This is a genomic window from Myxococcus guangdongensis (genome assembly GCF_024198255.1).
GTDB classification, from domain to species: Bacteria; Myxococcota; Myxococcia; order Myxococcales; family Myxococcaceae; genus Myxococcus; species Myxococcus guangdongensis.
This window is the reverse complement of the sequence record NZ_JAJVKW010000006.1, coordinates 55,753-69,081: the sequence shown is the minus strand read 5'-3', so window position 1 is coordinate 69,081 and position 13,329 is coordinate 55,753. Positions and strand designations below refer to the sequence as shown.

The following is a 13,329-nucleotide window of genomic DNA, read 5'->3' as shown; positions in this document are numbered from 1 at the left end:
GGGTGTCCCTCTTCTACATGCGCCAGGCGGGGTCGGCCGCCAGGCGGAAATCACCGCGCAAGCCGCGGCGCCACGCCTCATACCCCGCGACGGCGATCATCGCGCCATTGTCCGTGCACAATCGCACCGGCGGCAGGAACATGCGCAGCCCCCGCTCCTCGGCGCGCTGCTGACACAGGGCCCTGAGGCGCGAGTTGGCGGCCACGCCTCCGCAAAGCACCAGCTGCTTGTGGCCCAGCCGGCGCGCGGCGGCCACCAGCTTCTTGGACAGCACGTCCGCCACCGCCTCCTGGAAGGACGCGCACAGATCCGCGAGCGCCTGTCCTTCCGGCACGCCGTGCTTCTTCGTGTGCTGGAGCACCGCCGTCTTCAGGCCCGAGAAGGAGACGTCGAAGTTGTCGCCCGGCAGCGCGCGCGGGAAGCGGATGGCCTCCGGGTTCCCCTTCTGCGCGAGCTGGTCGATGGGCAGCCCGCCCGGGTACGGCAGCCCGAGGATGCGGGCCGTCTTGTCGTAGGCCTCGCCCGCGGCGTCGTCGCGCGTGCTGCCCACCAGCCGGTAGTGCCCGAAGTCCTTCACCTCGTAGAGACTGGTGTGCCCCCCGGAGACGACGAGCCCGAGGAACGGCGGCTCCGGCGCGTCCTCCAGGAGCCGGATGGCCAGCAGGTGGCCCTCGAGGTGGTTGGCGCCGACGAAGGGCTTGCCGGTGGCGAGGCTCAGCCCCTTGGCCACCTGGAGCCCCACCAACAACGCGCCGATGAGCCCCGGGCCGGACGTGACGGCGATGAGGTCCACGTCGTCGAGCGTCTTCTGGGCGCGCGTGAGCGCCTCGTGCACCACCGGCATCACCTGGACGATGTGGTTGCGCGAGGCGAGCTCCGGCACCACGCCGCCCCAGCGACGGTGGATGTCCACCTGGGTGGAGACGACGTCCGAGAGCACGCGCCGGCCGTCCTCCACGAGGGCGGCGGCGGTCTCATCACAGGAGGTTTCCAGGCCGAGGACGAGCAAGGCGACTCACTTCACTTCCAGCAGGGCGGGAGCGACCAGGAGGTCCGCCGCCCGCTCAGTTGCCGAGCGACTTGAGCATGGCGCGGACCTCGTTGGCGGAGGCCCCCGACGGTTCCAGCTTCAAATACTGGTTGTAGGCCCGTCCCGCCTCGGAATTCTTGCCGATGGACTGGTACGCCATGCCGAGCGACAGCCAGGCCCGGGCGTTCTTCTCGTCGTCCCGGACCACGTCCGCCAGCAGCTTGGTGGCCTCGCGGAAGGCGGACTCGGACTCGAAGCCGTTGACCAGGGCGATGCCCAGCCCGGCCTTCGCCTCGGTGGAGTCGGGCTTGAGGCCCATCGCCTTGCGGTAGCTCGCGGCCGCGGACTTGAAGCGGTTGCCCACCGTGGCGCTCTTCGCCGCCTTGATGAGGTTCGCGTACTCGACCTCCGGGTCGACGGCCGCCTGGGCGACGGGGGTGCCCGAGTCCGCGCCGGATGGAGGCGCCTCGACCACGGCGGTGCCTGAGTCCACCGGAGCTGGCGGCGTCTCGACGACGGCGCTCCCCGCGTCGGGCGTCACCGGCGCGCCCGCATCGACCGGGGCCTGGACCCCCGCGGTGGCGCCCGAATCGGGCGCGGCCACCGGAGGCACCGGGGCGACGACGTCGGGAGGCTTCTGGGGCTCGGGCGTCTGGACCGTCTCGACCTTCGGCGGCGTCTCCGCGGGAGGCTTGTTCCCACCACCGAAGGCGACCACCGCCACCACGGCGCCGATGAGCAGCAGCGCGCCCCCCACGTAGAGGCCCGTGCGACGCGGACGCACGGCCGCCGCGTCCTCCGCGTGGGACACGGGCGGCGTCGGCGTGCTCGCCGGCGGCGGCGTGGCGGGCTTCGGCGTCTGCGCAATCACCGGAGGCGCCACGGGCGTGGGCGCCACGATGGGCTGCGGCGTCGCGGGGGTGATGAGCGTGGGCGGCGGCGCGGCCGGCGTCAGCGGCTCCTCGGGAATCGCCGGGGCCGCGGAGGGACGCTCGGGAGCGCCATGCCCCGGATAGGGAGGCAGGGCGAGCTGCTGCGGCGGCGGCGCGGCGGGGACCTCTTCCACCTCGGGGATGGTGTCGACATCGACGGCCGGCACGTCACGGCCGCTCACCAACGTCACCTCGGACGACGGAGGCGCGGGCGCGGGCGGCGGCACGGGCGGGAACGGGTTGGGCCCCACCGCCGCGCCGCCGAAGATGGGCGCGCGCGCGGGCGCGGGCGGCTCGGAGACAGGCGCGGACGCGGGCTGCGGCGAGGAGCCACCCTGCCCTGCGAAGCCTCGTGGCCCCGAGGCCCACACGGAGGACGGCCCCCACGTGGTGGGCGCGCTGATGCCCTCGGTGTCCACCCGGTTCCAGTCGAGCAGCAGGCTGCGCCGCGCGTGCTCCGTCGCGCGATGGGCCGGCGGCGGCTCCACGAGGAAGGACGACCCCTCCGCGACGGCGGGGGGCAGCGTGGGCGCTTCACCGTCCGCGTCCGCCGTCTCGTCCACCATGCCCAGCGGGCGCTTGGGGCGCGCGTGGAACACGACGACGTTGGCGGGCACCGCGTGCACGGGGGCGGCGGACTCCGGCTCGGGCTCCTCGGGCGGAGCCGTGACGGGCTCCTCCTCGACACCCGCGGGCGGCGCGAGCACGCTGGGCGGCATCACCCGCGCGGCGGGCTCCGGCGGAGGGGCCACGGGCTCGGCGGCGACGGGCTCCGGCGGCGCGACGGGGGCCACGGGCGCGGGCTCGATGGGCGTGGGCGGCGGGGCCGCGTTGAGCCACTGCTCGATGCCGGGCTTGCTGCTCTGCACCGGCTCCAGCGGCGCGTTGCCCAGCTCCCGGATGAGGCCCTCGAAGTACAGCTTGCTGATGATGCCCAGCGCGGCCAGGTCCTCGAAGTCCGAGTCCTCCACCACGCGGCTCAGCGCGCGCTTGCCGTCGAACAGGCGCAACAGCCCGTTCACCTCGTCGGGAATCTCCGAGAGGCGGTCGGCGAGCTGGTGGTAGTCGATCTCGAACACCGTCTCCAGCGGCGGCAGCTGCTCGAGCATGCGGCCCCATTCATCGAGGCGCCGCATGCCCTCCATCAGCAGGCCCTGCGTGGAGATTTCGATGCGCTCGGGGCGGTCCAGCGAGGTGAACTGGACGTCGAACTGTCCCTCGAAGGTGTTGAGCAGCCGGTAGAAGGCGTTCTCACCCTTGAGCCGGCCCAGCTCCGCGTCGATGACGCGGCCTTCCTTGAAGTAGACGGTGCCGGTGCGCTCGCCCTGGATGGAGATGACGCCCGTCTTGCGGCCGATCTCGAACGTCTGGACCAGGTCCACCACGCCCATGTCCGCGAGGCTGCCGCCGAAGCCACCCTTCGTCGTCTCCCGCTTCTCGATCCTCTCCTTCTCCGCCTTCTGGAGGATCATCTTCACGCGGGTGACGATCTCTTTGATGTAGATCGGCTTGGTCAGGTAGTCGTCGCCGCCCAGCTCCAGGCCGCGCACCTTGAACTCGACCGACTTCTGACTCGTCAGGAAGACGAACGGGATGAACTTGAAGCGCTCGTCGGACTTGAGCGCCTTGCACAGCTCGAAGCCGTCCATCTCCGGCATCTTGGTGTCCGCGAGCACCAGGTCCGGTGGGCTGATCTGCACCTTCTCGATGGCGTCCTTGCCGTGGATGGCCGTCGTCACGGAGAAGCCCGCCTTCTTCAGGCTGACCTCCATCACGCGGAGACTCTTCGCGTCCCCATCCACCAGGAGCAGGTGCTGCTTGGCCACGTTACTTGCCTTTCATCACGGAGGACGATTCGCGGAAGAGCCCGGCGCGGGGAGCATCCTGCCCGCTTTCCAGGCATGTCAATGGGTTGGAACGCCGGGGGACTGGCTGCCCCCCGGCCGCCCAGGCGCGGGGTGAAGCGCTACGAGGGCGGCATCAGCGGAAGAACCCGCCCTTCTTGGGTGGGTTCTTCTTGCGCATGTCGATCAGCCGCAGCTCCTGGTTGGCCTCCAGGTGCTTGGAGTTGGCGCGGACCGCCTCGCGGAAGTGGCGCTCGGCCCGGTCCATGTCGCCCTCGACGCGGGCGATGACGCCCAGCTGGTAGTGCGCGCGGTCGCAGTTCGGGTCCGCCTTGACCGCGTCCAGCATCATCTGCTTGGCCTTGGCCATGTCCGCCTTCCGGGCGGGGTCCATGTAGATGGCCCAGGCGCGCGCGGCCAGGTAGGTGGCCTTGGGGTCCAGGGCGTGGGCGCGCTCGTAGTGCTCCGACGCGGTGGTGAAGTCGCGCTTGCGGAAGTAGACCTCGCCCATCTTGTAGAGGTCATCGGGGCTGCTCTCCGGACGTCCCGGTGCGGGGCGCGCGGACCCGGTGGACCCGCCCGAGGCCGGCGGCGGCGGCTTGGGCAGCGCCTGCTGGGCCTGGAGGGTCTGGATGTAGGCCTTGCGGCGGGCGTCGTCGTAGAGGACCTCGTAGGCCTCGCGGATGGCCTCGAAGACGGACGTTATCTTCTGCGCCAGGTGCGGCAGCGTCGGCGGGAGCCGGTCCGGGTGGAAGACCTTGGCGAGGCTCAGGAAGGCGGCCTTCACCTGGTCCCTGGGGGCATCCTGGGGGACGCCGAGGACGTAGAAGTGGTCCTTGCGGGCCTGCACATCGGCGTAGCGCTGCTCGATGAGCTGGGCCTGTCGGGCCTCGTCCGGCTTGGGGGGCTCGGTGGGGGCGGCGGGCGCCGCCGCGGGGCCGGCCTCCGTGACGGGGGCGGTGCCCACGGGGGCGGTGGGCGCCCCGCGGCCCCCGAGCACGCCCATGTTCTCCATCGCACGGCGAAGCAGGCGCTGGCGCCGGAGTTTCGCGGCCTCGTCGGGATTGGAGGGGTCTGCCGCCACGTCGTCCTCGTCGAAGTCCCAGTCGTCCAAGTCTCCAGACGGCTCGGACCACGCAGTCTCGCCAGTTGGGCCGGTGTTGTCACCGGGGAAGGTCTCGAAGTCCGCTTCAATGGTTGCTTCGACGATGGCTTCGACCGGGGGCTCGTCCGCGCCGGCGTTCGCCTGATTGACATCCGAGCGGACGAGCGTCTCCAGGTGGGCATCCACCTGCTGGAGGGCGGCTTCGAAGGAGGCGGTCAGGGTCTCGGCGGCCTCGTCCTTGTCGAAGGAGACGATGCGCCACAGGTCGTCCTCGCTGGCCCGCTTGTTCTTGGCGGGCGTGGGGCCCAGGCGAAGGGGGGGCGGCGCGGCGACGGGGGCCGGGCGGGAGGCCCAGAGGCTGTCATCGTCTTCACTCTCGGGAGAGCCCTCGATGAGGGTGTCCAGGTCCGGCATCAGGACCGGGGGCTCGACCGGGGTGAGGACAGGGGGACCGGAGGCGGCGCGGGGTGGAGGGGTGGGGAGCGGCTCGGCGGCGGGGACGGCTTCCGCCCAGAGTTCGGGCTCGGGTTCGGCCTCGAGCAGGGGGAGGTCCTCGGGCTCCGGCTCCGAGGTGAGGGAGGTCTGCGTCGCACGCCAGGACTCATCCTGGACGGGGACCCGGTCCTTGGTGCGGGTGGGCGGGACGACGGAGCGGGCCGGCTCCTCCGCGAGCCAGGGCTCGAGCGGCTGCGACTTCGAGCGGCGCAGGGCCTCCTCCATGTCATGGAGGAGTTCGGCCTGGGCGCGGTCCCTGGCGGAGCGCAGGGCTTCGCGGCTCTCGCCCTGGAGGGTGAGGGAGGATGCCGCGAGCGGCGGGACGTTGGAGGCGCGTGACGAGGTGGGAGACGGGGCTTCTTCGACGTCGTCGGCGGGGATGATGTCGCCGACGTCGAGCATCAGCTCGCCGATGTCCTCCTGCGTGGGGGCCGTGGGGGCTGGGAGTTGAAGGGCCTGGGTCTCCGCGAGACGGGCCTGTTCGGCCTGGTGCTGTTCCTCCGCGAGGCGGGCCTGTTCGGCCTGGTGCTGTTCCTCCGCGAGGCGGGCCTGTTCGGCCTGACGTGCCTCTTTCGCGCGGCGAACCGCGTCAGCCCTGCGACGCTCGACCTCGAGTCGGAGTTCTTCGGCACGACGGGCCTCTTCAGCGAGACGGGCTTCCTCCGCACGAAGACGAGCCTCTTCAGCGAGGCGAGTCTCTTCGGCGACGCGGGACTCTTCAGCGAGACGGGCTTCTTCCGCGAGACGCTCTGCCTCTGCACGAAGACGAGCCTCTTCAGCGAGGCGAGTCTCTTCGGCGACTCGGGCCTCCTCCGCATGCCGAGCCGCTTCGGTAGCGCGAGCCTCTTCAGCCAATCGCGCTTCCTCAACGAGACGAGTCTCCTCAGCCCGACGTTCTTCCTCTTCACGAAGACGCGTCTCTTCAGCAAGCCGAGCTTCTTCCGCGAGGCGGACCTCTTCAGCCCGACGCTCATCTTCTGCTCGGAGGCGGGCCTCTTCAGCGACACGGGCTTCTTCCGCAAGGCGCGCCTCTTCGACCAGTCGCGCCTCTTCAGCTCGACGCTCCTCCTCCGCACGAAGCCGAGCTTCTTCTGCGAGGCGGGCCTCTTCCGCCAGTCGCGCCTCTTCGGCGAGGCGGGCCTCTTCGGCCAGTCGCGCCTCTTCAGCTCGACGCTCCTCCTCCGCACGAAGCCGAGCCTCTTCTGCGAGGCGGGCCTCTTCGGACAGTCGCGCCTCTTCAGCGAGGCGGGCCTCTTCCGCGACACGGGCCTCTTCGGCCAGTCGCGCCTCTTCCGCAAGGCGCACCTCTTCGGCCAGTCGCGCCTCTTCAGCTCGACGCTCCTCCTCCGCACGAAGCCGAGCCTCTTCCGCCAGTCGCGCCTCTTCCGCAAGGTGCGCCTCTTCGGCCAGTCGCGCCTCTTCAGCTCGACGCTCCTCCTCCGCACGAAGCCGAGCCTCTTCTGCGAGGCGGGCCTCTTCCGCCAGTCGCGCCTCTTCCGCGACACGGGCCTCTTCGACCAGTCGCGCCTCTTCAGCTCGACGCTCCTCCTCCGCACGAAGCCGAGCTTCTTCTGCGAGGCGGGCCTCTTCCGCGACACGGGCCTCTTCGGCCAGTCGCGCTTCTTCAGCTCGACGCTCCTCCTCCGCACGAAGCCGAGCCTCTTCTGCGAGGCGGGCCTCTTCCGCCAGTCGCGCCTCTTCCGCCAGTCGCGCCTCTTCCGCGACACGGGCCTCTTCGGCGAGGCGCGCCTCTTCGGCCAGTCGCGCCTCTTCAGCTCGACGATCCTCCTCCGCACGAAGCCGAGCTTCTTCTGCGAGGCGGGCCTCTTCCGCCAGTCGCGCCTCTTCGGCGAGGCGGGCCTCTTCGGCTCGACGCTCCTCCTCCGCACGAAGCCGAGCCTCTTCAGCGGCACGGGCTTCTTCCTCGAGCCGAGCCTCTTCAGCGACGCGGGCCTCTTCCGCTAGTCGCGCTTCTTCAGCTCGACGCTCCTCCTCCGCACGAAGCCGAGCCTCTTCAGCGGCACGGGCTTCTTCCTCGAGCCGAGCCTCTTCAGCGACGCGGGCCTCTTCCGCGACACGAGCCTCTTCAGCGAGGCGGGCCTCTTCAGCGACGCGGGCCTCTTCGGCGAGGCGAGCCTCTTCCGCCAGTCGCGCTTCTTCAGCGACGCGGGCCTCTTCAGCGAGGCGGGCCTCTTCGGCGACACGAGCCTCTTCCGCCAGTCGCGCCTCTTCCGCGACGCGAGCCTCTTCAGCAAGGCGGGCCTCTTCCGCGACACGAGCCTCTTCCGCCAGTCGCGCTTCTTCAGCGACGCGGGCCTCTTCAGCGAGGCGGGCCTCTTCCGCGACACGAGCCTCTTCCGCCAGTCGCGCCTCTTCCGCCAGTCGCGCCTCTTCCGCGACGCGAGCCTCTTCAGCAAGGCGGGCCTCTTCCGCGACACGAGCCTCTTCCGCCAGTCGCGCCTCTTCCGCGACGCGAGCCTCTTCAGCAAGGCGGGCCTCTTCCGCGACACGAGCCTCTTCCGCCAGTCGCGCTTCTTCAGCGACGCGGGCCTCTTCCTTCAGCCGCGCCTCTTCAGCGAGACGAGCTTCTTCCGCCAGCCGCGCCTCTTCAGCGAGGCGGACCTCTTCGGCGACGCGAGCCGCTTCCGCCAGTCGCGCCTCTTCCGCGACACGAGCCTCTTCAGCGACACGGGCCTCTTCAGCGAGGCGGGCCTCTTCGGCGACGCGAGCCGCTTCCGCCAGTCGCGCCTCTTCGGCGACACGGGCCTCTTCTGCCAGCCGAGCCGCTTCCGCCAGTCGCGCCTCTTCGGCGACACGGGCCTCTTCTGCCAGCCGAGCCTCTTCAGCGAGACGGGCCTCTTCAACCCGTCGTTCTTCCTCCGCACGGAGTCGTGCCTCTTCAGCCCGACGCTCTTCCTCAGCACGGAGACGAGCCACTTCAGCGAGGCGAGCCTCCTCAGCCAGTCGCGCCTCTTCCGCGACACGAGCTTCTTCAGCGAGGCGAGCCTCTTCGGCAAGGCGAGCTTCTTCGGCCCGACGCTCTTCCTCAGCACGGAGACGAGCCTCTTCAGCGAGACGAGCCTCCTCAGCCAGTCGCGCCTCTTCCGCGACACGAGCCTCTTCAGCGAGGCGAGCCTCCTCCGCCAGTCGCGCCTCTTCAGCGAGACGGGCCTCCTCAGCCAGTCGCGCCTCTTCCGCGACACGAGCCTCTTCAGCGAGGCGAGCCTCTTCCGCGACACGAGCCTCTTCAGCGAGACGAGCCTCCTCAGCCAGTCGCGCCTCTTCCGCGACACGAGCCTCTTCAGCCAGTCGCGCCTCTTCCGCGACACGAGCCTCTTCGGCGAGGCGAGCCTCCTCCGCCAGCCGAGCCTCTTCGGCCCGACGAGCCTCCTCCTCCGCCCGTCGCCGCGCCTCCTCCAGCGCCTCCCACTCCTCCACCGACAACGCCTCGACAGCCCCCTCCCGCTCCAGCACGAGCAGCAACGCCTCGTGCACGGGCGTCAACCCCTCCGGCCGCCGGAACTCCCCGAGCGTCTCCAGCAGCTCCCGCTCCGCCGCATCCGTCACCCACGGCGCGCACGCGGACACCTCCGCGCACCGATACACCCGCGTCCCCGCCCCCTCCGCCCCACCCCGCTCCAGCGCGGCCCGCACCACCCTCACCCCGGAGATGGGCTCGAACTCCGCCTCCACACTCCCCGCCTCGAAGGCCGCGCGCTCCGCCAGTTCACTCAGCCGGCGCACCTGCGCGAGCACCTGCTGCTCCGCCACCACCTCCGCGGCCAGCCCCCGCGCCTCCAACAAATCCTCGTCCGGCGTCCCCGCCCCACCCCGCGCCCACAACCCGTCCAACGCCTCCGCGTCCAACAGGCCACCCTGCAACAACGCCTGCGCCGGACTCTGATAGCCAAACCCCAGCCGAGCCCCCACGAGGTCACCCTCGCGCAAGGACAGCCGCGACTCGCGCCCTCCAGCGGACAGCGTCAACCAGCCCGTGGCTCGGGACTTGTGGGCGGAATACAGCGCTTCGGCGGCCTGCGACGGGGTCATCCTGCGCCCCAGTGTAGTCCCTCCACACCGCCCCTCAACTTGCCGAGGGTGCCCGCCTGCCCACCCCGCTGAAACAGACCTGTCGCAGGGCCTCATACGTCCCCACCCCCACCGCCGTGGACAGGTTCATGCTCCGCACCCCCTCCAACATCGGAATCGTCACCGCCGTCCCCGTCCCCCCCTCCATCACCTCCGGCACCAACCCCGTCACCTCCGAGCCGAACACCAGGTGGTCCCCCGCCTCGAACCGCGCCTCGAACAACGACGTCTGGGCCCGCGCCGAGAACAACCACCGCCGCGCCTCCGGATACGCCTCCACGTAGGCCGCATACGTTGGATACAGGCGGAGAAATACCTTGTCCCAGTAGTCCAACCCCGCCCGCTTGAGCTGGCGGTCATCGATGGAGAACCCCAGGGGCTCCACCAGGATGAGCCGGCAGCCCGTCACCGCGCACAGCCGGGCCACGTTGCCCGTGTTGGGGGGAATCTGGGGAGAGACCAGGACCAGATGCAGAGGACGCGCCAGGGGCTCGAGCATGGGGTAGAACGCGCTACATGCGCTGGAAGGTGACCAACGAGACGCGGCAGAGGCCGCTGGCGGACCGGGCGGAGAAGGCCACGTCCTTCGCCCACCGCTTCAAGGGGTTGATGGGCCGCACCGAGCTCGCCGTGGGCGAGGGCCTCCACATCCAGCCCTGTAACTCCATCCACACGTTCTTCATGCGCATTCCCATCGACGTCGCCTTCCTGGACGCCCAGGGGCGCATCGTCAAGCAGATGATGGCCCTGCCTCCCTGGCGGGCGACCTCCGTGTACCTCCAGGCACGCTCCGTGCTGGAGTTGCCCGCGGGCGTGCTCGCCGCCAGCGGCACCCAGGAAGGGGACCGCTTGAGCTTCGAGCCTGCCTCCCCACCCCCGATGTCCCCTGGCTGACCGCCCGATGCGCAGGAGTTTTGACCGATTTCCGAGCGCTTTGTTAACGTGCTCCGCCAGTTTCTCGTCCCCTTAGAAGAGTCCCCGCGCATGCGCATCGAGGTAGCCGGCAGCACCCACGTCGGGATGAAGCGGAATCACAACGAGGACAACTTCCTCATGCTGCCCGAGGAGCACCTCTTCATCGTCGCGGATGGAATGGGTGGCCACTCCTCTGGAGAGATTGCCAGCCAGATCGCCGTGCGCGAGCTGGGTGAGTTCTACCAGATGACGTCCCGGGACCAGGACAGCACCTGGCCCTTCAAGATGGACAAGCAGCGCAACTATGACGAGAACCGGCTGGCCACCGGCATCAAGCTCGCCAACGCGCGCATCTACGAGAAGGCCAGCAGCGAGTCGAAGTACAAGGGCATGGGGACGACCATCGTCAGCGTGCACTTCGCCAGCGACGTGGCCTACGTCGGGCACGTGGGCGACAGCCGCGTGTACTTCTTCCGCTCCGGCGCCCTCAAGCAGATCACCGAGGACCACTCGCTGCTCAACGACTACCTCAAGGCGAAGAAGCTCTCGCCCGAGGAGGTGGAGAACTTCCCGCACAAGAACGTCATCGTGCGCGCGCTGGGCATGAAGGAGAACGTCCAGGTGGACGTCTCCCGCGTGGAGCCCCAGCCGGGCGATGTCTTCCTGCTGTGCTCGGACGGCCTGAGCGGCATGGTCACCGACGCGCAGATGCAGGAGATCCTCGGGCGCACGCCGGAGCTGGACAAGGCGTGCTCCCAGCTCATCGACATGGCCAACGCCGCGGGCGGCAACGACAACGTCACCTGCGTGCTCGCCCGCTACCACCCGGCCTGAGTCTGCTCCGGGTGGTTCGAAGCCCCGCCTGGGTTCCCCCCAGGCGGTTCGCAGCCCTCGCCTGAGCCTGCTCAGGCGGTTCGCAGGAAGACGCGCAGCGCCTCCGCCACGCCCCACGCCTGGGCGATGCACCCCCTGGGACGGAAGGGGGGCGTGGCGTCGAAGATTTCGCTCACCTGCCCCACGCCCGCCTGTCGCAGGTGCGCCTCCAGGCCGTCCATGACGTCGCGCAGGTGGGCACGGTCCGGCTGCACCCTCAGCGCCGCGTCCACGTAGTGGCCGATGAGCCAGCTCCACACCGTGCCCTGGTGATAGGCCGCGTCGCGCGCGCGCAGGTCCCCATCGTAGGTGGCCTTGTAGTCGGCGTGGTCCGACGCCAGGGAGCGCAGCCCCACGGGCGTGAGCAGCTCCTCCTCCACCTTGCGCACCACCGCGGCCCACTTGTCGCGCGCGAGCACCGGGTACTTGAGCGACAGGGCGAAGATTTGATTCGGCCGCACCGCCTCGTCGTTGCCTCCACCCTCCGCGTCCACCACGTCGAACAGGCACTCGGCGCGCGGATTCCAGAAGCGCTGGTTGAACGACGCCTGCGCGCGCTCGGCGGCCTGGGTGTACGGCGAGGGGTCCACGCCCAGCTGCCCGGCCCACTCCGCCATCAGCTTCACGGCGTTGAACCACAGCGCGTTGAGCTCCACCGCCTTGCCCCGCCGGGGCGTCACCACCCAGCCATCCACCTTCGCGTCCATCCAGGTGAGCTGGTAGCCCTGCTCGCCCTGCGTCAACAGCCCGTCATCCGGGTCGATGCGGATGTGGTGGCGGGTGCCCTTCAAGTGCTTCTGGACGATGTCCTCCAGCGTGGGGAAGAACTCGCGCAGGAGCTCCTCGTCCCGGGACGCCGTGACGTAGCGGTCCACCGCGTGGAAGAACCAGAGCGTGGCGTCGGCCGTGTGGTACAGGCCCTCGGCGCCGCCCTCCGGGAAGAGGTTGGGCAGGAGGCCGTCGCGGATGTGGTGGCGGAACGTGCGCAGAATCGCCGCCGCCTCGCGCAAGCGGCCCGTGGACACCGTCAGGCCCTCGAGCGAAATCATCGTGTCGCGGCCCCAGTCCGTGAACCACGGGTAGCCCGCGATGACGCTGCGCGCATCCTCGCCGATGGCCCGCGCCCACGCGTCGTCGCGCGGACGCATGGGGTCCACGATGAACTGATCCGCCGCGAGCACCAGCCGCGCCGCCGTGTCCTTCCGGGCCTGCGCCGGCGCCCGCTCCAACAGGCGCCACTCGCGCTCGCGCTCCATGTCGAAGCTGATGGCCGGGTCTCGGTCCAACGCCGCCCAGTCCCGCACCGTGGCGCCCAGCGCCAGCCGGCCTCCGGGCTTCACCGTGCACTCGAAGTAGCCGGGGCTCGCCTGCGTCTCCACATGCGGCATCCCCCGCGCGCGCTCGGTGCGGTACAGCAGCGGCGGCGAGATTTCCGGCAGCGCCACGAAGGGCACCGCGCCGTCCGCGTACAGCCGCAAGCGCAAGGGCTCCGCGTCCTTGTCCGCGCACATCTCGATGCGCTCCCCCTGGAGGATGACCTTGGGCTGGCAGTAGCCGTGGGGGAAGTCGTGCTCGTGGATGCGGAAGGTGGGAAAGGGCCTCAGGCGCAGCTTCACGGCGGGCCCGGACAGGTGGGCCCACTCGATGAAGAGCGTGTTCTCGCCGTGCACCAGCACCAGCCTGCGACGAAGCCGCGTGGGGCCCAACACGTAGTCCCACTCGGGGATGAGGCCATCCAAACGGAAGCCACGCAACAGCGACGTGTCGCCCGCCAGCGTCCCGTCCGCGCGCACCTCGCCTTCGAGCCGGTACACCTGCCCCTCCACCCGGGCCGTCTCGATGAGCCGCGACAGCATGACGGTGCGGCCCCGCTCGGGCAGGTTGGGGATGAAGAGGCCGTGGTAGCGGCGTGAGTTCACCCCCGCGAGGGTGCTGGAGGCGTATCCCCCCAGGCCATTCGTCACCAGCCACTCCCGGCCGAGCACCTCCGCCGCCGGGGCGCCCCCGGGCCATCCGAACCTCACCTCTGGCAGTCCGCGCATGCGG

At 70.3% G+C, this 13,329-nt stretch carries 7 protein-coding genes; 2 read left to right on the top strand and 5 right to left on the bottom strand.

All coding sequences use genetic code 11. The features are described from left to right. Positions 1-13 precede the first annotated feature (13 nt). From tsaD to LXT21_RS19810, 4 genes are all read right to left on the bottom strand, one after another. Positions 14-1,009 (bottom strand): tRNA (adenosine(37)-N6)-threonylcarbamoyltransferase complex transferase subunit TsaD, encoded by a 996-nt coding sequence (gene tsaD / locus LXT21_RS19825; RefSeq protein WP_254039713.1) that lies wholly within the window; start codon positions 1,007-1,009, stop codon positions 14-16. A 55-nt stretch (positions 1,010-1,064) separates the two neighbouring features. Beyond that, positions 1,065-3,788, bottom strand: coding sequence for a response regulator (locus LXT21_RS19820; protein ID WP_254039712.1), 2,724 nt, complete (start codon positions 3,786-3,788; stop codon positions 1,065-1,067). A 154-nt stretch (positions 3,789-3,942) separates the two neighbouring features. After that, the gene (locus LXT21_RS19815; protein ID WP_254040118.1) at positions 3,943-9,456 is read right to left on the bottom strand and encodes a DnaJ domain-containing protein; all 5,514 of its coding nucleotides are present in this window, start codon (positions 9,454-9,456) and stop codon (positions 3,943-3,945) included. A 34-nt stretch (positions 9,457-9,490) separates the two neighbouring features. Beyond that, the gene (locus LXT21_RS19810; protein ID WP_254039711.1) at positions 9,491-9,994 is read right to left on the bottom strand and encodes a tRNA (cytidine(34)-2'-O)-methyltransferase; all 504 of its coding nucleotides are present in this window, start codon (positions 9,992-9,994) and stop codon (positions 9,491-9,493) included. Positions 9,995-10,011: 17 nt separating this feature from the next. Between LXT21_RS19810 and LXT21_RS19805 the strand changes: the two genes are divergently transcribed. Then, positions 10,012-10,389, top strand: a complete 378-nt coding sequence (locus LXT21_RS19805; protein ID WP_254039710.1) for a DUF192 domain-containing protein — start codon at positions 10,012-10,014, stop codon at positions 10,387-10,389. A 90-nt stretch (positions 10,390-10,479) separates the two neighbouring features. After that, positions 10,480-11,244, top strand: coding sequence for a Stp1/IreP family PP2C-type Ser/Thr phosphatase (locus LXT21_RS19800; RefSeq protein WP_254039709.1), 765 nt, complete (start codon positions 10,480-10,482; stop codon positions 11,242-11,244). 71 nt (positions 11,245-11,315) lie between these two features. Here the strand turns inward: LXT21_RS19800 and LXT21_RS19795 are convergent, their stop codons facing one another. After that, positions 11,316-13,325, bottom strand: coding sequence for an amylo-alpha-1,6-glucosidase (locus LXT21_RS19795; RefSeq protein WP_254039708.1), 2,010 nt, complete (start codon positions 13,323-13,325; stop codon positions 11,316-11,318). Between the last annotated feature and the right edge of the window lie 4 nt (positions 13,326-13,329).